This window comes from Pseudomonas sp. C9-3, assembly GCF_032392015.1.
Lineage (GTDB): Bacteria > Pseudomonadota > Gammaproteobacteria > Pseudomonadales > Pseudomonadaceae > Pseudomonas > Pseudomonas nitroreducens.
In genome coordinates this window covers 1,296,674-1,316,724 of the sequence record NZ_CP135919.1, presented here as the reverse complement: position 1 = coordinate 1,316,724, position 20,051 = coordinate 1,296,674, and the positions used below count along the sequence as shown (strand labels likewise).

The 20,051-nt window shown below is 61.0% G+C and carries 20 protein-coding genes and 2 tRNA genes; 4 read left to right on the top strand and 18 right to left on the bottom strand.

Translation table 11 applies throughout. From position 1 onward, the window contains the following. Nucleotides 1-17: 17 nt before the first annotated feature. The 11 genes from RS899_RS05760 to RS899_RS05710 all read right to left on the bottom strand — a co-directional run bounded on the left by RS899_RS05760 (nucleotide 18) and on the right by RS899_RS05710 (nucleotide 11,611). Complete coding sequence (locus tag RS899_RS05760; protein WP_315809314.1) at nucleotides 18-2,945, bottom strand: SNF2-related protein; 2,928 nt, start codon at nucleotides 2,943-2,945, stop codon at nucleotides 18-20. Nucleotides 2,946-3,097: 152 nt separating this feature from the next. Beyond that, nucleotides 3,098-3,174: transfer RNA gene (locus RS899_RS05755), tRNA-Pro, on the bottom strand. An 85-nt stretch (nucleotides 3,175-3,259) separates the two neighbouring features. Further along, the gene (locus RS899_RS05750; RefSeq protein ID WP_315809313.1) at nucleotides 3,260-3,616 is read right to left on the bottom strand and encodes a MerR family transcriptional regulator; all 357 of its coding nucleotides are present in this window, start codon (nucleotides 3,614-3,616) and stop codon (nucleotides 3,260-3,262) included. Then, nucleotides 3,597-3,899 carry an integration host factor subunit alpha gene (gene ihfA, locus RS899_RS05745; protein WP_003090661.1) on the bottom strand — a complete coding sequence of 101 codons (303 nt, stop codon included), beginning with the start codon at nucleotides 3,897-3,899 and terminating at the stop codon, nucleotides 3,597-3,599. Before ihfA ends, RS899_RS05750 begins: the two co-directional genes overlap by 20 nt. Before the next feature lie 3 nt (nucleotides 3,900-3,902). After that, nucleotides 3,903-6,281, bottom strand: coding sequence for a phenylalanine--tRNA ligase subunit beta (pheT, locus tag RS899_RS05740; protein ID WP_315809312.1), 2,379 nt, complete (start codon nucleotides 6,279-6,281; stop codon nucleotides 3,903-3,905). Between the two features lie 34 nt (nucleotides 6,282-6,315). Next, on the bottom strand, nucleotides 6,316-7,332 hold the full coding sequence (gene pheS / locus RS899_RS05735) for a phenylalanine--tRNA ligase subunit alpha (RefSeq protein ID WP_024763164.1): 1,017 nt from the start codon (nucleotides 7,330-7,332) through the stop codon (nucleotides 6,316-6,318). Nucleotides 7,333-7,429: 97 nt separating this feature from the next. Next, nucleotides 7,430-7,786, bottom strand: coding sequence for a 50S ribosomal protein L20 (gene rplT / locus RS899_RS05730; protein ID WP_003099086.1), 357 nt, complete (start codon nucleotides 7,784-7,786; stop codon nucleotides 7,430-7,432). 21 nt (nucleotides 7,787-7,807) lie between these two features. Continuing rightward, nucleotides 7,808-8,002, bottom strand: a complete 195-nt coding sequence (gene rpmI / locus RS899_RS05725; protein ID WP_017516491.1) for a 50S ribosomal protein L35 — start codon at nucleotides 8,000-8,002, stop codon at nucleotides 7,808-7,810. A gap of 60 nt (nucleotides 8,003-8,062) precedes the next feature. Beyond that, a complete protein-coding gene (gene infC / locus RS899_RS05720) occupies nucleotides 8,063-8,614 on the bottom strand; it encodes a translation initiation factor IF-3 (protein WP_169887484.1) in 552 nt (183 codons plus the stop codon). Further along, the gene (gene thrS / locus RS899_RS05715) at nucleotides 8,614-10,536 is read right to left on the bottom strand and encodes a threonine--tRNA ligase (protein ID WP_315809311.1); all 1,923 of its coding nucleotides are present in this window, start codon (nucleotides 10,534-10,536) and stop codon (nucleotides 8,614-8,616) included. The genes infC and thrS overlap by 1 nt, the downstream gene beginning before the upstream one ends. A 241-nt stretch (nucleotides 10,537-10,777) precedes the next feature. Then, nucleotides 10,778-11,611, bottom strand: coding sequence for an alpha/beta hydrolase (locus tag RS899_RS05710; RefSeq protein ID WP_315809310.1), 834 nt, complete (start codon nucleotides 11,609-11,611; stop codon nucleotides 10,778-10,780). A 256-nt stretch (nucleotides 11,612-11,867) separates the two neighbouring features. Between RS899_RS05710 and RS899_RS05705 the strand changes: the two genes are divergently transcribed. Both RS899_RS05705 and RS899_RS05700 read left to right on the top strand, forming a co-directional pair. Then, nucleotides 11,868-12,221: a histone-like nucleoid-structuring protein, MvaT/MvaU family gene (locus tag RS899_RS05705; RefSeq protein WP_024763161.1), complete on the top strand. Its 354-nt coding sequence runs from the start codon at nucleotides 11,868-11,870 to the stop codon at nucleotides 12,219-12,221. 443 nt (nucleotides 12,222-12,664) lie between these two features. After that, the gene (locus tag RS899_RS05700; protein ID WP_017516486.1) at nucleotides 12,665-12,889 is read left to right on the top strand and encodes a hypothetical protein; all 225 of its coding nucleotides are present in this window, start codon (nucleotides 12,665-12,667) and stop codon (nucleotides 12,887-12,889) included. A 68-nt stretch (nucleotides 12,890-12,957) separates the two neighbouring features. On the opposite strand, the gene RS899_RS05695 is transcribed toward RS899_RS05700, so the two are convergent. Next, entirely contained in the window at nucleotides 12,958-13,479 is a 522-nt protein-coding gene (locus RS899_RS05695; RefSeq protein WP_315809309.1) for a DUF4946 domain-containing protein, read from the bottom strand. Between the two features lie 138 nt (nucleotides 13,480-13,617). After that, a tRNA-Val gene (locus RS899_RS05690) sits at nucleotides 13,618-13,694 on the bottom strand. A gap of 186 nt (nucleotides 13,695-13,880) precedes the next feature. Between RS899_RS05690 and RS899_RS05685 the strand changes: the two genes are divergently transcribed. Beyond that, nucleotides 13,881-15,164, top strand: coding sequence for an NAD(P)/FAD-dependent oxidoreductase (locus tag RS899_RS05685; protein WP_054911130.1), 1,284 nt, complete (start codon nucleotides 13,881-13,883; stop codon nucleotides 15,162-15,164). A 34-nt stretch (nucleotides 15,165-15,198) separates the two neighbouring features. Here the strand turns inward: RS899_RS05685 and RS899_RS05680 are convergent, their stop codons facing one another. From RS899_RS05680 to moaA, 5 genes are all read right to left on the bottom strand, one after another. Next, the gene (locus tag RS899_RS05680) at nucleotides 15,199-16,176 is read right to left on the bottom strand and encodes a formate/nitrite transporter family protein (RefSeq protein WP_315809308.1); all 978 of its coding nucleotides are present in this window, start codon (nucleotides 16,174-16,176) and stop codon (nucleotides 15,199-15,201) included. An 81-nt stretch (nucleotides 16,177-16,257) separates the two neighbouring features. Beyond that, entirely contained in the window at nucleotides 16,258-16,743 is a 486-nt protein-coding gene (locus tag RS899_RS05675; RefSeq protein WP_054911132.1) for a hypothetical protein, read from the bottom strand. Then, nucleotides 16,740-17,075: a low molecular weight protein tyrosine phosphatase family protein gene (locus tag RS899_RS05670; RefSeq protein ID WP_054911133.1), complete on the bottom strand. Its 336-nt coding sequence runs from the start codon at nucleotides 17,073-17,075 to the stop codon at nucleotides 16,740-16,742. Before RS899_RS05670 ends, RS899_RS05675 begins: the two co-directional genes overlap by 4 nt. Before the next feature lie 59 nt (nucleotides 17,076-17,134). Beyond that, a complete protein-coding gene (locus RS899_RS05665) occupies nucleotides 17,135-17,965 on the bottom strand; it encodes a substrate-binding periplasmic protein (RefSeq protein ID WP_233297997.1) in 831 nt (276 codons plus the stop codon). A gap of 66 nt (nucleotides 17,966-18,031) precedes the next feature. After that, on the bottom strand, nucleotides 18,032-19,027 hold the full coding sequence (gene moaA / locus RS899_RS05660) for a GTP 3',8-cyclase MoaA (protein WP_233297998.1): 996 nt from the start codon (nucleotides 19,025-19,027) through the stop codon (nucleotides 18,032-18,034). Nucleotides 19,028-19,220: 193 nt separating this feature from the next. Between moaA and RS899_RS05655 the strand changes: the two genes are divergently transcribed. Further along, on the top strand, nucleotides 19,221-19,874 hold the full coding sequence (locus RS899_RS05655) for a TetR/AcrR family transcriptional regulator (RefSeq protein WP_054911136.1): 654 nt from the start codon (nucleotides 19,221-19,223) through the stop codon (nucleotides 19,872-19,874). Nucleotides 19,875-20,051 lie beyond the last annotated feature (177 nt).

The window sequence follows — 20,051 nt, the reverse complement described above, 5'->3', positions numbered from 1 at the left end:
GAATTCGGATTCTTCTGTTATGCGACCTGCCAGCGCACGCTGAACAGTGTCTCGTTGCTTGTCTTTTCTTGCAGGCGCTGCTGGAGCGAGGCAATTAGTTCATCGCGCTTGGCGATGATCTCGTCCTCGACAGCGAAAATTTCCTGCCGCAGACGTCGTTGCTTGCGCTCCAGCTCAGACAGTTCGCGCTGGATGCCGTCTTGCTCCTGCAAGGTGGCGGCCTTGCGGGCGTCGCGCTTCAACTGGGCGATGCGCGCCTTGGTGTTTTTCAGGGCTTCCTCTGCGGCCAACAGCTTGTCCTCAGCCCAGCGTTCCAACTTGTCCCGTTCTTCATTGAAGAGGCGCTGGTTGGCTTCCAGCACCTGTGCAATGGTGGCGGCGACCGCACGTTGGCTGTTGGCCAGCAGTGCCTCGGGCACGGCGGTGCTCAAAGAAGTGGGTTTGCCTGCTGCTGGAATGGCCATCAGCTTTTCGCAGGCTTCCTGATCCAACACCTGACCATCGTCAGTGAGGCCTGAGAACAGCAGCGCCTCGGTGGTCTCGAAGGCGGTGACTTCCAGCCGGGCCAGCGTCAGCCAGCCGGACTTGCCGCGCAGTTTCTCAATCACGGAGACCCGTGCGCCGTGTTTTTCGTAGTCGAGCTTCAAGGTGGCGACGGGCGTGGCCGCATTCAGGCTGGTATCAATGCTCCACTCCCCAAGCGGGTGGCTGAGGCGGTAGGCGTGCGCCAGCATGTCCGGCTGCGCCGCACCACGAATGAGCTGGTAGCGGCCAGTGGCTATACCCGTTGGCGGCGTGTTCAATGAGAACGCGTAGGACTGCTCGTCGAAACGTGCGCGGTCATTGAGCGCATAGCGAGTGACGCCCCAGAACCAGCGCCCCAGCTTGTCGAGACGTGCCTCGGCATCCTGAAGACGCAGCTTGAGCCGGTCGTGGACATCCTCGTCAAAATTTTCCAGCAGCTGTGACTGGGTGTCTTTGATTCGGTCGGCAATGACTTCTTCCAGCTCCGTTTGGAGAGCATTGAAGGCGGCTTCGATCTGCTCGGATTGACGACAGGTGTCGTAGATCTGGAGGATGCGTTTCTCAAAATCGAGGCCACCCTCGATGCGGCCCAGCACTTCATCGCTTGCGCCAAACACGCCCGAAAACAGGTTGAATTTCTCGGTGAGCAGTTCCAGCACGCGCTGGTCGGCCTGGTTCCGGGTGTTGAGGAAGTTGATGACCACCACATCGAAACGCTGACCGTAGCGGTGGCAGCGGCCAATGCGCTGCTCGACGCGCTGCGGGTTCCAGGGCAGGTCGTAGTTGATGATCAGCGCGCAGAACTGCAGGTTGACGCCTTCGGCCGCCGCTTCAGTGGCGATCATGATTTCCGCGCCGGTGCCGTCGTCCTTGCGGAAGTGGTCGATCAGCGCGGTGCGTCGATCTACCTGCGGCGAGCCGGTGACGCGATCCGTGCCTTTGTACTCTTCCAGCCAGCGCTGGTAGATTGCGGTGGAGTCCTCGTGGGTGTTGGTGCCGCTGAACAACACCAATTTGCCTGCGTGGCCGTTGGCTGACAGGAAGCGGTGCAAGTACTCCTGAGTGCGCTTGGATTCCGTGAAGATGATGGCCTTACGTGGCGCGCGCAGCTCGGCCATCTTGCCGAACCCCAGGTTGATCGCCTTCAGTAGCGCCTGTGCCTTGGTGTCGGTCTGCAGAGCTTGGGCGGCATCGACGAATGCGGTCAGCTCATCGATCTCGGCGGCGATCGTGGCGCGGACGGCCTGGGCATCTTTTGCAGCGCCCGGTTTGCCGCTTTCGGCTGCCACAGGCGTGGGGGCTTCGGCGTTTTCTTCTGCCTCGCTGGCTTCCTCTTCCAGGTAGTCCTGCCCGAAATCGTCCTCAGCAATGAGCTGTTCGACCAGTTGGCTGCCGTCGTCTTCCGTTTTGCCTGCCGTGAGTAGGCCTTGCAGGCGCTCGCGGATGGTGACCAACGTGGCAGCAACGGCGTGCGAACTGGAGGCCAGCAGCTTGCGCAGGATCAGTGCCGTGAGGTGGCGCTGCTGCTTGGGCAGGGCGTAGGAGTCTTCCTTTTGCAGAAAGGCCGAGATGCGCTCGTATAGCGCGTGCTCGTCGTCAGTCGGGTTGAACGGCTGGGTGAGGGCCTTGCGCTCGGTGTACTTGATATACTCCAGTACGTCACGGCGGAGTGTCCGCTTGGCGAAGCTGGCAAGGCGATCACGCAGTTCGTCAAGCCCCGATCCGCTGTTTATGAACTGCTTGCGGAAGGCAGCTTCGTCGCCGAACATGTGCTCGTCGATCAGCGTCGACAGGCCGTACAGCTCCATCAACGAGTTCTGCAACGGCGTGGCAGTGAGCAGCAGCTTCTTGCGGCCTTGCAGTGCGCGCTTGAGCGCCTGGCCGGTGCGGTTGCTGGCACGGTGCGCATTGCGCAGCTTGTGCGCTTCGTCGATGACTACCACATCCCAAGACACGGCACGCAGCTCGGCCTCCAGCTTGGCGGCAAACTGGTAGGACATGATCACAACGGCCTTACCAACCTGCCGCTGCAGGGTGGCGAGGATATCTCCGGCCGACTGCTTGCGTAGGGAAACAGCATCCACAACGGTGGTGGGTACTGCGAACTTGTCGTGCAGCTCCTGCGCCCATTGCTTGCGAAGGCTGGCTGGGCATATAACCAGCAGCCGGCGACGGCGCTCGGCCCAGTACTGGCAAACCACCAATGCGGCTTCAATGGTTTTACCCAACCCCACTTCATCAGCTAGCAGCACACCTTCCTGCAAGGGGTTCCGAAGTGCGAACAGCGCCGCCTCAATCTGATGCGGGTTCAGATCAACGCTAGCGTCGAATAGGGATTGTGAAAGGCGGCCAACATCGTCAGAAGCGTGGCGCCGAATGAGCTCTTGGGCGTAGTACTTTGCATGATAAGCAGTAATCACGGCTCAAGCTCCTTCTACGGCCTGTCGAGTAAGCGAATCTCAATTGGCAACCAATTGGCAACCAGGATACATCAGCGAGGGCACAAGAGAGAAAACCGTCAGACATAAAAAAATCCAGCCACCGTTAAGTGACTGGATTTTCTAGTATTTTTTGGTCGGGACGGAGTGATTCGAACACTCGACCCCTTGCACCCCATGCAAGTGCGCTACCAGGCTGCGCTACGCCCCGACGGTGCTTTTGAGTTCCCTCAGAAGCGGATCGCACTATACCCCAAGCATTTGCTTTGGAGAAGTGCTTTTTTCATTTTTTTCAGTTACTTGCGCAACACATGCAGTACATCTTCCAATTCGGCGATCATCTGCCGGATCAGTTGCTTGTACTGGGTGGCGTCTTCGCGAGCTTCTTCGCCGGTGAGGCGCTGGCGGGCGCCGCCGATGGTGAAGCCCTGATCGTAGAGCAGCGCACGGATCTGGCGAATCATGAGCACGTCCTGGCGCTGATAGTAGCGCCGGTTGCCCCTTCGCTTGACCGGGTTGAGTTGCGGGAACTCCTGTTCCCAGTACCGCAGCACGTGCGGCTTCACCGCGCAAAGATCGCTCACCTCACCGATGGTGAAGTAGCGCTTGCCCGGAATGGGGGGCAGCTCGTCGTTATGACTTGGTTCCAGCATAAGCCTCAACCCTGGCCTTCAGTTTCTGCCCTGGACGAAAGGTGACGACGCGCCGGGCTGTGATCGGGATTTCCTCTCCCGTCTTCGGGTTGCGTCCGGGACGCTGGCGCTTGTCGCGCAGATCGAAGTTGCCGAAACCCGACAACTTCACCTGTTCGTTATGCTCCAGCGCCTGGCGGATCTCTTCAAAGAAGAGCTCCACCAGTTCCTTGGCTTCCCGCTTATTCAGGCCCAGCTCTTCGTACAGACGTTCAGCAATTTCAGCTTTCGTCAGAGCCCCCATACGCTACTTCCTTAACGTGGCGTTGAACCTTTGTTCCAGCGAGGCGACGATATTCTGCGTAGTCGCGTTCACCTCGTCATCGTTAAGAGTGCGTGATGGATGCTGCCAGGTCAAGCCAACGGCCAAGCTTTTTCTAAGCGGATCAATGCCTTTACCGTGGTAGACGTCAAACAACCTGAGATCCGTCAGCCATTCGCCCGCCGTTTCACGGATATTTGCCAGCACGAACTCGGCCGGAGTATCCAGATCGACGATCAGGGCCAGGTCACGGCGCACTTCGGGGAAGCGCGACAGCTCGCTGAATTTCGGCAGGCGCCCCTTGGCCACTTCGGCCAGCACCAGCTCGAAGACGTAGACCGGACGATCCAGGTCCAGCGCCTTGGCCAGTTCCGGGTGCAGGGCGCCCAGATAGCCGACCAGCACGCCGTCCCGTTCGATCTTGGCGGTCTGGCCCGGGTGAAGCGCCGGGTGTTCCGCCGGGGAGAAAGTGAAAGCCTCGATGGCGCCAGCATTGCCCAGCAATGCTTCGACATCAGCTTTCACGTCGAAGAAGTCGACATTCTCACGGCCGTTGGCCCAGCCCTCCGGCTGACGTGCACCGCAGACGACGCCGGCGAGCATGTTTTCCTGCACAAGGCCTTCCAGCTGGCCAACGAAGCGCAGGCCGCTTTCGAACAGGCGCACACGGGTCTGCTGACGATTGAGGTTGTGCTGCAGGGACTTCACCAGCCCCGGCCAGAGCGAGGCGCGCATGGCGGCCATGTCGGCGGAGATCGGGTTAGCCAGCATCAGCGGCTCGACACCGGGATGGAACAGCTGGAACACCTTGGGATCGATGAAGCTGTAGGTGATGGCTTCCTGATAGTCGCGAGCGACCAGCAGGCGGCGCAGCGCCGGCAGTTCAGCCTGGGACTCGGACTTGGTGTTCGGCGCCAGGCGTGCCTGCGGGTAGCGCACCGGCAGGCGGTTGTAGCCGTAAAGGCGACCCAGCTCTTCGATCAGGTCGACTTCGATGGAGACGTCGAAGCGATGGCTCGGAACGCCAACGGTCCAGGAATCGGCACCGGCTTTCTGGACATCGAACTCCAAGGCAGTGAGCAGACGCTCGATCTCGGTGTTTTCCAAGGTCATGCCCAGCATCTGGGTAACGCGCTCGGCACGCAGGGTGACCGGAGCGACCTTGGGCAGGTCAGCTTCCCTGACTGCTTCCACGATCGGGCCAGCTTCGCCACCGACGATCTGCAACAGCAGCTCGGTAGCACGCTCCATGGCGCGACGGGCCAGTTGCGAGTCCACGCCACGCTCGAAGCGGTGGGAGGCATCGGTGTGCAGGCCGTAGGAACGAGCCTTGCCAGCAACGGCAATGTTGTCGAAGAAGGCGCTTTCGAGGAACAGGTCGCGTGTCTTGGCGCTGACGCCGCTGTGCTCGCCACCCATCACGCCGGCGATGGCCAGGGCGCGTTCGTGATCAGCAATCACCAGGGTGTCAGCACGCAGGGTGACTTCCTGGCCGTCGAGCAGGACGAGCTTCTCGCCCTCCTCCGCCATGCGTACGCGTACGCCGCCTTTGATCTCGTCGAGATCGAAGGCATGCATTGGCTGGCCCAGCTCGATCATCACGTAGTTGGTGATGTCGACGGCGGCGTCGATGCTGCGAATGTCGGAACGGCGCAGGCGCTCGACCATCCACAGAGGGGTCGGCTTGCTCAGGTCGACGTTGCGGACGACGCGACCGAGGTAGCGCGGGCAGGCCTTGGGAGCCAGCAGCTCAACGCTGCGCACTTCATCGATCTGCGGAGCGACTGCGCTGACCACTACCGGCTTGACCTCAGCGCTGTACAGCGCGCCGACTTCGCGAGCGAGACCGGCCAGGGACAGGCAGTCACCACGGTTCGGGGTCAGGCCGATCTCGATGGAAGCGTCGTCCAGTTCGAGGTAGTCGCGGATGTTAGCGCCCACCGGCGCATCCGCGGCGAGTTCCATCAAGCCGGCGTTCTCTTCGCTGATTTCCAGTTCTTTGGCCGAGCAGAGCATGCCGTTGGATTCAACGCCGCGCAGCTTGGCTTTCTTAATCTTGAAGTCGCCCGGCAGTTCGGCACCGATCATGGCGAAGGGGATCTTCAGGCCCGGGCGCACATTGGGCGCGCCGCAGACGACCTGGAAGGTCTCCGAACCGTTGCTGACCTGGCAGACGCGCAGCTTGTCGGCGTCCGGATGCTGTTCGGTCGACAGCACTTCGCCCACGACCACACCGTTGAACTGACCGGCGACTGGGATCACGGCGTCGACCTCGAGGCCCGCCATGGACAGACGAGCTACCAGCTCATCACGGGATACCTGCGGGTTTACCCAGCTCCGCAGCCACTGTTCACTGAATTTCATCCTGTTCTCCTAAATGCGTTGACGGTCGTGCGGGCTAGCGGAACTGGCCGAGGAACCGCAGATCGTTGTCGAAGAACAGGCGCAAGTCATTCACGCCATAGCGCAGCATGGCCAGACGCTCGATACCCATGCCGAAGGCGAAGCCCTGGTACTTCTCGGGATCGATGCCGGACATGCGCAGCACGTCGGGGTGGACCATGCCGCAACCCATGACTTCCAGCCAGCCAGTCTGCTTGCAGACACGGCAGCCTTTGCCGCTGCAAAGCACGCACTGAATGTCGACTTCCGCCGAAGGCTCGGTGAAGGGGAAGAAGGACGGACGGAAGCGGACGGAGAATTCTTTCTCGAAGAAGGCGCGGAGGAATTCTTCGATGGTGCCCTTGAGGTCGGCGAAGCTGACGTCTTCATCGACCAGCAGACCTTCGACCTGGTGGAACATGGGCGAGTGAGTCAGGTCGGAGTCGCAGCGGTACACGCGGCCCGGGCAGACAATGCGAATCGGCGGCTTCTGGTTTTCCATGGTGCGGACCTGTACCGGCGAGGTATGAGTGCGCAGCAGCATGTTCGCATTGAAGTAGAAGGTGTCGTGCATGGCACGAGCCGGGTGGTGGCCCGGAATGTTGAGCGCTTCGAAGTTGTGGTAGTCGTCTTCGACTTCCGGCCCCTCGGCCACTTCATAGCCGATGCGGGTGAAGCACTGCTCGATGCGTTCCTTGGTGCGAGTGACCGGATGCAGGCCACCGGAGGACTGGCCACGGCCCGGCAGGGTCACGTCGATGCGTTCGGCTGCCAGCTTGGCGGCGAGGGCGGCGCCCTCCAGCTCGGCCTTGCGGGCGTTCAGCACATCCTGAACCTTTTCCTTGGCAACGTTGATCAGCGCGCCGACCTTGGGGCGCTCTTCGGCCGGCAGGTCGCCCAGGGTCTTCATGACCTGGGTCAGCTCGCCTTTCTTGCCGAGGTAGTGAACCCGGATCTGCTCCAGGGCGTTGACGTCTTCGGTGTTTCGCACGGCGTCCAGGGCCTGCGAAACCAGCGCGTCCAGGTTTTCCATGTACCAACTCCAGATACAAAATAGGGGAAGAGCGGTAAGGCTCTTCCCCTATCGGTGACGTTACGTCCGGACCGAGATCCGGTAACTGTCGTGGGGCTTAAGCCAGGCTGGCCTTCGCTTTCTCGACAATCGCGGTAAACGCCGCTTTTTCGTTCACAGCCAGATCGGCCAGTACCTTACGGTCGATCTCGATGGCCGCCTTTTTCAGGCCAGCAATCAGACGGCTGTAGGACAGACCGTTCTGACGAGCACCAGCGTTGATACGGGCGATCCACAGGGCGCGGAACTGACGCTTGCGCTGACGACGGTCGCGGTAGGCGTATTGGCCTGCTTTGATTACCGCCTGCTTGGCAACACGGAACACGCGCGAGCGCGCGCCGTAGTAGCCTTTTGCGAGCTTCAGAATCTTTTTGTGACGACGACGGGCAATTACGCCACGCTTAACACGAGCCATTTATTTATCCTCTACCAGAAATCAACGCAGACGCAGGGAGCGCGCTACACGGCGAACGTCGGAAGCAGCGAGCATCGAAGTGCCGCGCAGCTGACGCTTACGCTTGGTGGTCATTTTGGTCAGGATGTGGCTCTTGAAAGCGTGCTTGTGCTTGATGCCACCAGCAGTCACTTTGAAGCGCTTTTTGGCGCCACTCTTGGTTTTCATCTTTGGCATGTTTAGTACTCCGCATTCGTTAACAACTGATAACCATCAGGCCTGCCAGTGCCCGGGAGGTTATTTACGCTTCTTGGGAGCAATGACCATCATCAGCTGGCGTCCTTCCAGCTTAGGATGCTGCTCCACGGTGCCGACTTCGGCGAGGTCGTTTTCGACTCGCTTCAGCAGCTCCATGCCCAGCTCCTGGTGGGCCATCTCACGACCACGGAATCGAAGCGATACCTTGGCCTTGTCCCCTTCATTAAGGAAACGTACCAGGTTGCGTAGTTTTACCTGGTAATCCCCTTCTTCCGTCCCTGGACGAAACTTGATTTCTTTGATCTGTTGCTGGTGCTGGTTTTTCTTCGCAGCAGCGGCTTGCTTCTTCTTCTCGAAGAGGTGCTTGCCGTAGTCCATGATGCGGCAGACAGGAGGCACCGCATCAGCAGAAATTTCCACCAGGTCCAGCTTGGCCTCGTCGGCTAGACGGAGGGCCTCATCGAGGGAGACCACGCCAATCTGTTGACCGTCGGCACCGATCAGACGCACCTCACGGGCGGTGATGTTTTCGTTGATCGGTGGTTTCGGGAGAGCCCGCTTATCCTGTCTCATTTCACGCTTAATAATGATTACTCCGAGTCTTGGCGACCACGCCGGGAAACCGCCTGAGCGAGAAGCTCCGCGAACTGGGCGACCGGCATCGAGCCGAGGTCTGCCCCTTCGCGCGTACGTACGGCGACGGCCTGCGATTCAACTTCCCTATCACCGATAACCAGCAGATAGGGAACCTTGAGCAAAGTATGCTCGCGGATTTTAAAGCCAATTTTCTCGTTTCTCAAGTCAGACTTGGCACGGAATCCGCTTTGCTCGAGCTGACGCACCACTTCTTCGGCCCATTCGCCCTGCTTGTCAGTGATATTCATCACCACCGCCTGGGTCGGTGCGAGCCAGGCCGGGAACAGGCCGGCGTAGTGCTCGATCAGCATGCCGATGAAGCGCTCGAACGAGCCGAGGATCGCGCGGTGCAGCATGACCGGACGGGTACGGCTGTTATCTTCGGCGATATAGCTGGCATCCAGGCGCTCCGGCAGGTTCGGATCGTACTGGAGGGTGCCGCATTGCCAGTTACGGCCTAGGCAGTCCTTCAGGGTGAACTCGATCTTCGGACCGTAGAAGGCACCCTCGCCCGGCTGGTATTCCCACTCCAGGCCGGATTCGTTCAGAGCGTCGGCCAGAGCACTTTCGGCCCGATCCCACAGCTCTTCGGAACCGACGCGCTTGGCCGGACGGGTGGACAGCTTCATGGAAACACCGCTGAAGCCGAAGTCCGAATAGACCTGCAGGGTCAGCTTGATGAAGTCGGCCGCTTCCTTCTTTACCTGCTCTTCGGTGCAGAAGATGTGCGCATCGTCCTGGGTGAAGCCACGTACACGCATGATGCCGTGCAGCGCGCCGGACGGTTCGTTGCGGTGGCACGCGCCAAACTCGGCGAGACGCAGCGGCAGGTCGCGGTAGGACTTCAGGCCCTGGTTGAAGATCTGCACGTGGCATGGGCAGTTCATCGGCTTGACCGCGAAGTCGCGGCTTTCCGACGAAGTGGTGAACATGTTCTCGGCGTAGTTGGTCCAGTGGCCGGAGCGCTCCCAGAGGATGCGGTCGACGACTTGCGGAGTGCGGACTTCCACGTAACCGTGGTCGCGCTGCACCTTGCGCATGTACTGCTCGAGCACCTGATAGACGGTCCAGCCGTTCGGGTGCCAGAAGACCATGCCCGGCGCCTCTTCCTGGAGATGGAAGAGGTCGAGCTGCTTGCCGATACGGCGGTGATCTCGCTTTTCGGCTTCCTCGATGCGCTGGATGTAGGCAGCCAGCTGCTTCTTGTCCGCCCAAGCGGTGCCATATACGCGCTGCAGCTGCTCGTTCTTCGAGTCGCCACGCCAGTAGGCACCGGAAATCTTGGTCAGCTTGAAGGCTTTCAGGAAGCGGGTATTCGGCACGTGCGGGCCGCGGCACATGTCCACGTACTCCTCGTGGAAGTACAGGCCCATGGCTTTCTCGTCCGGCATGTCGTCAATGAGGCGTAGCTTGTACTCCTCACCACGAGCCTTGAAGGTCTCAATGACTTCCGCACGCGGGGTCATCTTCTTGATGACGTCGTAGTCCTTCTCGATCAGCTCAGCCATGCGCTTTTCGATGGCAGCCATGTCTTCCGGCGTGAAGGGACGCTCGAAGGCGATGTCGTAATAGAAGCCTTCGTCGATCACCGGGCCGATGACCATCTTGGCGGTCGGATACAGCTGCTTGACCGCATGGCCCACCAGGTGGGCGCAGGAGTGGCGGATGATTTCCAGCCCATCCTCGTCCTTCGGGGTAATGATTTGCAGGGTCGCGTCGCTGTCGATGATGTCGCAGGCATCGACCAGGCGGCCGTTGACCTTGCCGGCCAGGGTGGCTTTCGCCAGGCCTGCGCCAATGGATTGCGCCACCTCGGTCACGCTGACCGGATGATCGAAGGAACGCTGACTACCGTCGGGAAGAGTAATGATGGGCATGGCGCCTCCTCTCCTAGTGGTGACCCCTACGAAAGGCCACATGGGTTGGGATGTGCCAGTAAGCGTCGCCCGCCGGGCAGGCCTGCCTCACAGTGGCAGGCGCCTTGTCGGCACCCTGCGCTTTCGCGCGCGGACGTAGATCACTGGAAGAAATCGAAAACCTGATCGCAAACAATAGCGGACAAGGCGCTGGATGTTACTGCAAGTTGCGCAAGCTGACGAGCGCAGAGCCTGACTTCGCTCAGTACTGATCGACAAATTCCAGCACAGCGCGATTGAAGGACGCCGGACGGATCACATTCATGCCATGGGAGGCGCCAGGAATCATCACCAAGCGCGCATCCGCAAGACTCAGTTGCAGCGCCTGGAGGATTCGCGGAAACGGCTCCGGACTTCTGGCTCCGCCGATCAGCAATACTGGCAACTGCAACTGCGATATCGACTCCCGATTAATAGGCGCAGGATGATCGGCAACCTGCCCAACCAAGGTCATGGCATTGGCCGTCGCCATTTCACGAAACTGTGCAGATGACCTCGACCAGACTCCCGCCCCGCTGACAGTATCGACAAAGAGCTGCAACCCTCCTTCAACATCCCCCTCGCGAATCATTCCAAGCGCCTGCCGACGAAACTGATTACGTTCGACAGGAGATACCGGCGCTTCAATATTTGCTCCAGTGAAGACATTGTCCGCAAAGTCTCCGCCAGGATCAGCCAGCGCCAAAGAGAGCAATTTATGCGGAGCCACCAGCGCCACTCGCAAACAGATGTTGCCGCCCCGCGAATGCCCCAGCAGATGGACCGGCGCAGGTAACTGGTCGATCAAGGCGAGAAGATCATCAACATGCTGTTCCGTCGAAAAGCCAATCCCCTGGCCGCCCCATTGCTCCGGGAAATAATGGCGCAGGCTGGGCACGATCACACGGTAACGGGCAGACAACGCTTCGACCTGTGCCTGCCAATAGCGGTAGTCGCAAAGCGACCCGTGTACCAGCAGCAGGGGCACGCCCTGCCCGGCAACCTGGCACGTCAGTTCATAGTCATTGACCCGATATTTCACAATCTCGAAATTCATCCAGCACTCACAGGCAACGCACCACAATAAAGCACACAGGATTTGCAGGGATTACTCAGCCCGAACGAAACCCAACCACACCCCTTAGCCCGCGCATTATCCCCAATCACTCAATTAATCCACCAACCCTTCATCCCCTGATTACATTTAAAGTGTGTTTTCCCAATCGCAACAATTCATATATTCAGTTGACGCGAACAATCACCAGAACACAGAATCGCCCCGTACAAATCACCCTACATACGGGAGCACCCAGATGTCCAAACTTGCGGAATTCCGCGAAGCCGAGCGCAAACTCCAGGAACAACTCGCCCTGCTCGAGAAACTCAAGAGCGATGGCGGCCTGAAAAAGGAACTGGAGTTCAAGGATCAACTGCAAGCCTTGATGGACCAGTACGGCATGAACCTGCGCAACGTCATCGAGATTCTCGACCCGCAGACTTCCACCGAGCCCGCAGCCGCACAGCCGGCGCGCCGCACTCGCCAACTGAAGATCTACAAGAACCCGCACAATGGCGAGACCATCGAGACCAAGGGCGGCAACCACAAGACCCTGAAGGCCTGGAAACAACAGTACGGTGGCGACACCGTGGAATCCTGGCTGCAGTGAGCCCGATTGTTCCGCGGAGCGCTCCCGCTCCGCGGAATTTCTCACCTTCCCAGAGAGAACTGACCGGCGGCTGTATAAAAACTAGCCATCGTTAGCAGAAATCCTTATAATCCCCTCAGCGAAAACCAAACCCAAGGTCGCCCCTCCCAGCACTCCCTACCTAATCCAGGGCAGAAGCTGGGGTCCACAGGGCCACGGCCAGCGCATCCTCCGCATCGATTCCAGAGCACGCCAACCGTGCCAGGAAAGCTTGCCCGAGCGACCAGCGCCCCACGTCAAATCACCTGCAATTACCCAACACCGCAGACTGACGCGAACCGACCCCCAAGTTTCCAATCGCTGCCATATTCCGGTCATACGTTTTCTGCATTCTCAAATCGCAACCGGAGCTTTTGACGATTTCGACGGTCATAGGACCGTTACCTATTTGGAAAGACAAGACAATGAAAACCTCCCCGCAAATCCTGGAGGCGATTGGCACCCTCTCGGCGGCCTTCGCCCCTCTGAACTGCGTCATCCAGGCCAAGCGCAAGCATGGCTTCAGCTTCACCCTGGTCAACGAGCATGGCATCGCCAAGCACACCGAACGCCTCTACCCCCAGCAATACCAGGGCGAGGCGCCGCTGAACGCGGTGATCCAGCGAGTGCAAGCCACCATCGCTGCCTGAGCCCGGAATCGAAAAAGCCCCGCATGAGCGGGGCTTTTGCTTTTCTGCCATCCATATAAAGGAAGAAGTCAGCGCAGACTGATGCCCGCCTTCACCTTCTCGATCTCCTGCAGCAATTCCGCATAGCGCTGCGCAGGCGCCGCATAGGTCAATGAATAGGCCGCGCCATCACCCAGCGCCACCTGCACGGTCTGCTTGAGCACTTCAGTGCCGTTCTGGCTGATCCCGCAATGCACCTCCAGACCTTCCAAACCGCCAAGCCGGGTATCCAACGGCTTGCTGCAAGCCGCCTGGAAACCCTGGCGCATGAAGTCCTTCTGCAACGCCTTGCGCATCTCGACGATGACATTCTCGGCACTGACCGTGACGCCGGAGCCGAGCCGACTGCGCGTGACCTCCATGACCAGGTCCTGAGAACCATCTTCAGCCAAGCGCACGCCACGTTGACGAACCACTGGCGCGTCCGCTGCTGCATCAACCGGCGAGCGCGAGACTTCCCAACCCTGCGGCCAGATAACCTGCATTTCCGCCAGTGCCGGCAACGGCACCAAGAACGCACCGAACAACAACCAGGTTCGCAGACCGAGCATCACCACCTCCGACCATCAGCCAGGAGAAAACATAGCAGGCGCGCCATCACCCCTGCAGAGAAGCCACTTTCCTGAAGACAAACAAAAAGGGCGACCCTTTCGGATCGCCCTTTCTGAAATCGCCGAAGCGATTATGTTTGGTAGGCACAATTGGACTCGAACCAACGACCCCCACCATGTCAAGGTGGTGCTCTAACCAACTGAGCTATGTGCCTGTCGTGTGGGGCGCATTCTACGCGATCGTTTTCACCGGTCAAGCACTTTTTTCAGCTAAGCCACTGAAAAAGTGAATTTTTTTATGTTCGACCGTCCGTAAATTATTTTGCACGGGCACTAGCCGGCCAGATTCGACTCAGGTAGCATCCTCCCATCTCGTAAAAAATAACAAACACAGGTGCATTATGCCGCACACTTCCTACCCCTCTTCCTATTACGCAGCTTCGGCCAACCCGGTCCCGGCCCGTCCTGAACTGCAGGGCGAGGTGGAAACCGATGTCTGCGTGATCGGCGCTGGCTACACCGGCCTGTCGACCGCCCTGTTCCTGCTGGAAAACGGTTTCAAGGTCACCGTACTGGAAGCCGCCAAGGTTGGCTTCGGTGCGTCGGGCCGTAACGGCGGCCAGATCGTCAATAGCTATAGCCGCGACATCGACGTCATCGAGCGCTCCGTTGGCGCCAAGCAGGCCAAGCTGCTGGGCGACATGGCATTCGAAGGCGGCCGCATCATTCGCGAGCGTATCGCCAAGTACAACATCCAGTGCGACCTGAAGGACGGCGGCGTGTTCGCAGCCCTCAGCGCCAAGCAGATGGGCCACCTGGAGTCGCAGAAAAAGCTGTGGGAGCGCTTCGGCCACACCCAGCTGGAACTGATGGACGCCAAGCGCATCCGGGAAGTCGTGGGCACCGACAGCTATGTCGGCGGCATGCTCGACATGAGCGGCGGCCACATTCACCCGCTGAACCTCGCCCTGGGCGAAGCCGCAGCCGTGGAATCCCTGGGCGGCGTGATCCACGAGCAGTCCCCTGCCGTGAAGATCGACCGTGGCGCCAACCCGGTCGTGCACACCCCGAAGGGTCGCGTGAAAGCCAAGTTCATCGTGGTAGCCGGTAACGCCTACCTCGGCGGCCTGGTACCGGAGCTGGCTTCCAAGTCCATGCCGTGCGGCACCCAGGTGATCACCACCGAGCCGCTGAGCGCCGACCTGGCCAAGTCCCTGCTGCCGACCGACTACTGCGTCGAGGACTGCAACTACCTGCTCGACTACTACCGCCTGACCGGCGACAACCGCCTGATCTTCGGTGGCGGCGTGGTCTACGGTGCGCGCGATCCGTCGAACATCGAGGCGATCATTCGTCCGAAGATGCTGAAGGTCTTCCCGCAGTTGAAAGACGTGAAGATCGACTTCGCCTGGACCGGCAACTTCCTGCTGACTCTCTCGCGTCTGCCGCAGGTTGGCCGCATCGGCGACAACATCTATTACTCCCAGGGCTGCTCGGGTCACGGCGTGACCTACACCCACCTGGCAGGCAAGCTGCTGGCCGAAGTCCTGCGTGGCCAGGCCGAGCGTTTCGACGCCTTCGCCACCCTGCCGCACTACCCCTTCCCGGGCGGCCGCATGTTCCAGGTGCCTTTCTCCGCGATCGGTGCCTGGTACTACACCATGCGCGACAAGCTGGGCATCTGACGCCTCGCTTCACACCGCACGAAAAAACGGCGCCTCAGGGCGCCGTTTTCTTTTTCGGGAGCTTTTCCGGTGTCGATGTCGTATCGCTGCGTACCTGGGCGTGGCTCATCAGGGCGAAGATCAGGCTGCCGCCCACGATGTTGCCCAACAGCGTCGGCAAGGCGAAATCGATGACGAACGCCGCCAGCCCCACTTCCCCGGCGAACATCAGGTAACCCACCTCGCAGGTGCCGACCACGATATGGCTGAAGCTGCCCAGCGCCATCAGGTAGGTGACCAGGAAGATGATCCACACCTTGGCGTTCTCCGCTGCCGGCACTAGCCAGACCATGGTGGCGATCATCCAGCCGGAGACGATGCCCTTGGAAAACATCTGCCAGTGGTCGTTCTCCATGACCTCGCGGCCGATCTCCAGGAAAGCCTGATCCGCCTTGGTGTCGAAAATCGGCAGGTGCAGCATGCCGTAGGCGAACAGCAGCGCGCCGACGATGTTGCCCAGCAGCACCACCGACCATAGGCGCAGCAACTGGCCGAACTTCTCCATGGTCGGTTCACTCATCACCGGCAGTACCGCCGTCAGGGTGTTCTCGGTGAACAGTTGCTGGCGCGCGAGGATGATTGCCAGGAAGCCGACCGGATACCCAAGGCTGGTGGTGATCACCGCCATGTCGTGGTCCGGCAGACGCGCGCGGAACAGCCCCATCGCCATCAGCGACAGGCCGATGGTCAGCCCGGCGGCCAGCGCCGACCACCAGAGCGCCGCCAGGGTGCGCTCCAGTTCATGATTGCCCTGCAGGCGGATGACTTCGTGCAGCACCAGTGCGCGGGGCGGCTGGCTCTTCTCGACCTTGCGACGCTCTTCGGCAGAGAGATCGTCCGCGGTATCACCGCCCGCCTTCGACTCCCTGGCCTGGGTGCGTGGTGCGGTCTTGCGCTTTGCGGCAGAGTCGCTGCCTTTGCTACGCGGCCGCGACTGGGCTGCGCCGCGAGCGGGCGGTTTTTCGGTGGCCATGCGGAGCACCTCGCTGGGACAGTGCAGATTTAGGCTGCGACCGCCGCGCTTCGGTTCCGGAAATATTGGGGTGCGCCGAGCTCAGGAAATCGGCTCGATCCGCAGTTGGCGCCAGTCCGTGTCCAGATGACCGAGGTAGACGCAGCCGTGACCACGGGGAAAGAGAATGTGCTCGGGGCCGATCCCCGGCCCCTCAAGACGCAGCAGGCGCCCCCAGGGATGATGACTGACGCGCCCGCGCACGTCCTCGACCGCCCCGCCGCGCCACCAATGGATGGCGGCCTCGGCATCCTCGACACCTTCGGGCTGCACGATGCGCACAGGCTCATCACGCCAGCCGATCACCCGCTGCGGATCGAACCCCGCCTGCTGCGCGAGCGGGACCGGCACAATCCACAACACGCCATCGCGCTCTTCCAGCGACACGGCCAGCTCGCACCATTGCGGCTGCTCCAGCGCCCAGAGCAGGTCGCCATCGATCTCCAGCGAAGGCTCAGTCTGGGCCTGGATGCGGAACCCCGGGCAGACCAGCACTGCATCCCGGAGCGCAATGCGAACTTCGCTCACGCCTGAGCCTGCAGCAGGAATGGCCCGACCTTGTGCTCGAGAATCCGCACCAGCTCCGGTTGCAGGTAGTCGTAGTCATCGGGGATATCCAGGCATACCAGGCGCTTGCCGCGCATCGCCATGGGGAATCGGCGCAGCAGTGCCTGTCGCTGCCTGCGCTCCATGACGAACACCAGATCAGCCCACTCCAACTGCTCGACGCCCACTAGAACCTCCGCGTCCGGCGCCAGCCCGGCGGAGTCGGTCTCGACCTCCGGCCAGTTGGCGAAGACAGCTTCGGCAGTGGGACTGCGCAAGCGGTTGCGGCTACAGATGAACAAAGCGCGGCGCACTTCATCCTCCCTACGGCTGGCGCGCAAACGACAGCGGCGATTCTAGGGAAGATGGCAACTTACGGCGACTTCTGTTTCGCTTTCTGTCGCTCGAGGAAATCGACCTTCCACTGCTCGACGCCCAGGTGCTCGGAGTCCAGGCTCGCCTCGACGCCGTACTTGGCCTTGAGCGCGGCGACTTCCTTGGCATGGTCAACGAGGAAGCGGTCGAAGCGCTGGATCAGTTCGCCCTGCTTCACCGTGGACAGGTGGAACGTGCTGCGGGTGTGCGGCAGCGAAGGATCGAACACCAGCGCGCCGGGCTTGGCGCGAATGTTGTCCAGGTAGTAAGTGGCGACCACCACGTTGAAGTAGGCGCCGTCGGCCTGTTTCTTCAGCGCGGTATGAACCATCTGCCGCAGGTCAGCACTGGGCGCCAGGCTGATCTGCCCGGCCTGGATCGGCGCCTCGTAGCCCCGCGGCGTCCAACCCTCCACCAGCGCCAGCCGCTTCAGTGCGCCGATGCCCTGCCCCAGTCGCTCCGGCGCCACCAGCACGCCATCGACGTACTGCGTCACCGGCTGGCTATAGCGCAGGGTCTTGCCGGCCTTCTGCTCCGGAGCCCAGTCGGGGTTATCGGGATACTTGAGATCGACCTCGCCGGAAAGCAGCGCCGGCAACAGCGCATCCACTGGCAGCGGGCGGTATTCCAGGCTGATGCCGCTACTGCTGGCGAACAGATCCAGCACATCGCGGGCGAAGCCGTGGTAATTGCCCTGGGCATCGGTGCTGTAGTGCGGAGCGAAGGGAAGGTTCTCGACGCCGACCACGTAGGTCTGCGCCACGACAGGAGCGGAAATGACGGGGGACAGCATGCTGGCGAGCGCCCAGCAGAAGGCCTTGAGCTTCAAACGACTCTCCTTGTGACGTGTTGTTGTTGTTCTATCGGGCAGGTCAGGCAACCCGCCGTGGCGGACTCAGCCGCCGGTCATGCTCATGAAGCGCAGCACCTGTACTTGCTGATCCGCTTCGAAATGGTGGCGCTCAGGCTTGAGTTGCAGCGCGCGCATCAGCGCCTCGCGCAGGCGCACGCTGTCGCCGGGGTGTTCGCGCAGCAGTTGGCGCAGGTCCAGCGCGCCTTCATGGCCAAGGCAAAGCACCAGCTTGCCTTCGGCGGTCACCCGTACCCGATTGCAGTCGCCACAGAAGTTATGGCTGTGCGGGGAGATGAAGCCGATGCGGCTGGCGTAACCGTCGATGCGGTAGTAGCGCGAAGGCCCGCCGCTGCGCTCGGGCGTGGGCAGCAACTGCCAGCGCTCGGCAAGTTGCGCGCGGACTTCATCGCTGCTGCACAGCGTCTGCTTGCGCTCGTGGCTGCTGACAGTGCCCAGCGGCATCTCTTCGATGAAGCTGATGTCGATGCCCTTGCCCAGGGCAAACTCCACCAGGTCGCAAACCTCGTCGTCGTTGCGGCCCTTCTGCACCACGGCATTGAGCTTGATGCGCTCGAAGCCGGCCTCTCTCGCAGCGTCGATACCATCGAGCACCTGCTCCAGCTTGTCGGAACGGGTGAAGGCGGCGAAGCGCTCGCGGCGCAGGGAGTCGAGGCTGATGTTCAGGCGGCGCACACCCGCCGCCCGCAGTTCGGCGGCGCGCTCGCGCAGTTGCGAGCCATTGGTGGTGATGGAGAGGTCTTCCAGCTCCGGCCGCGCGCCCAGCCTGGCCAGCAGCCCGGTCAGCCCCTTGCGCACCAGCGGCTCGCCGCCGGTGATGCGAATGCGCTTCACACCCAAGCCGATGAAGGCGTCGGCGACGGCTTCGAGCTCTTCCAGGCTCAATACCTGGTCGCGCGGCAAAAACTGCATGTCTTCGCTCATGCAGTAGGTGCAGCGGAAGTCGCAGCGGTCGGTGACCGACAGGCGCAGGTAGGTGATACGTCGACCGAAGGGGTCGACCAACTGGGAATCGGACATGGAAGTTCCGGATGGCAGGTGCCGAACGAAAGTGCGCTAGAAATACCGCAGAACCTTGCCGCTGTACACAGAAAACCGACCCACGAGTCAGGAAAATGCGTACAAGCGCCTGAGTTGAGGGCTTCCGGAGCCCGGTGCTACCATGCCCGGCTTATATTTGGTGACCACGCAATACAAGAAAGAAGACCAGCCAATGACCAGCATTCGCGAGCGTAACCGGCGCCTGATCCTGCGCGCAGCCAGCGAGGAGTTCGCCGAGAAGGGGTTCGCGGCGACCAAGACCAGCGACATCGCCGCTCGCGCCGGGCTACCCAAGCCCAACGTCTACTACTACTTCCAGTCCAAGGAAAACCTCTACCGCAGCGTGCTGGAAAGCGTGGTGGAACCCTTGCTGCAGGCGTCCGCGCCGTTCCGCGAGGACGACGAACCGAGCGAAGCGCTGCGCGCCTATATCCGCTCCAAGGTGAAGATTTCCCAGGAGCTGCCGCACGCGTCCAAGGTGTTCGCCAGCGAGCTGATGCACGGTGCGCCGCACCTGCCCAAGGAATACCTGGATGAACTGAACGCGCAGGCCCAACGCAACATCGCCTGCCTGCAGAGCTGGATCGACCGCGGCCTGCTGGCACCGGTGGATCCGCACCACCTGCTGTTCACCATCTGGGCGGCGACGCAGACCTATGCCGATTTCGACTGGCAGATCTCCATGGTCACCGGCAAGACCAGCCTGAGCGATGCGGATTTCGAAGCGGCCACCGAGACCATCACTCGTCTGGTGCTGCGCGGCACCGCGCCGGACAACGGCAGCGAGCCGAAGGCGCAGGGGCGTTTGCGGCCGCTCTCGATCTAAGCGTTTCAACTGTTGCAGCATGGGTATCGCTTCGCTCCACCCATCCTACTGGCACCCCGGAAACGCGTAGGAGCGAGCTTGCTCGCGAACCCGCTTCACACCTGAAACGTCCGGTGTTAATGGAGGTTCGCGAGCAGGCTCGCTCCTACAAGTTCGCCCAGGCGCACGACGAACGCG

Excerpts from the sequence above, each read along its gene's own strand:
- pheT (WP_315809312.1), bottom strand. The coding sequence starts at position 6,281 with ATGAAATTCAGTGAACAGTGGCTGCGGAGCTGGGTAAACCCGCAGGTA.
- ihfA (WP_003090661.1), bottom strand. The coding sequence starts at position 3,899 with ATGGGGGCTCTGACGAAAGCTGAAATTGCTGAACGTCTGTACGAAGAG.
- pheS (WP_024763164.1), bottom strand. The coding sequence starts at position 7,332 with ATGGAAAACCTGGACGCGCTGGTTTCGCAGGCCCTGGACGCCGTGCGA.
- rplT (WP_003099086.1), bottom strand. The coding sequence starts at position 7,786 with ATGGCTCGTGTTAAGCGTGGCGTAATTGCCCGTCGTCGTCACAAAAAG.
- RS899_RS05710 (WP_315809310.1), bottom strand. The coding sequence starts at position 11,611 with ATGAATTTCGAGATTGTGAAATATCGGGTCAATGACTATGAACTGACG.
- RS899_RS05750 (WP_315809313.1), bottom strand. The coding sequence starts at position 3,616 with ATGCTGGAACCAAGTCATAACGACGAGCTGCCCCCCATTCCGGGCAAG.
- rpmI (WP_017516491.1), bottom strand. The coding sequence starts at position 8,002 with ATGCCAAAGATGAAAACCAAGAGTGGCGCCAAAAAGCGCTTCAAAGTG.
- RS899_RS05685 (WP_054911130.1), top strand. The coding sequence starts at position 13,881 with ATGCCGCACACTTCCTACCCCTCTTCCTATTACGCAGCTTCGGCCAAC.
- RS899_RS05680 (WP_315809308.1), bottom strand. The coding sequence starts at position 16,176 with ATGGCCACCGAAAAACCGCCCGCTCGCGGCGCAGCCCAGTCGCGGCCG.
- RS899_RS05655 (WP_054911136.1), top strand. The coding sequence starts at position 19,221 with ATGACCAGCATTCGCGAGCGTAACCGGCGCCTGATCCTGCGCGCAGCC.
- thrS (WP_315809311.1), bottom strand. The coding sequence starts at position 10,536 with ATGCCCATCATTACTCTTCCCGACGGTAGTCAGCGTTCCTTCGATCAT.
- RS899_RS05700 (WP_017516486.1), top strand. The coding sequence starts at position 12,665 with ATGAAAACCTCCCCGCAAATCCTGGAGGCGATTGGCACCCTCTCGGCG.
- RS899_RS05705 (WP_024763161.1), top strand. The coding sequence starts at position 11,868 with ATGTCCAAACTTGCGGAATTCCGCGAAGCCGAGCGCAAACTCCAGGAA.
- moaA (WP_233297998.1), bottom strand. The coding sequence starts at position 19,027 with ATGTCCGATTCCCAGTTGGTCGACCCCTTCGGTCGACGTATCACCTAC.
- RS899_RS05695 (WP_315809309.1), bottom strand. The coding sequence starts at position 13,479 with ATGCTCGGTCTGCGAACCTGGTTGTTGTTCGGTGCGTTCTTGGTGCCG.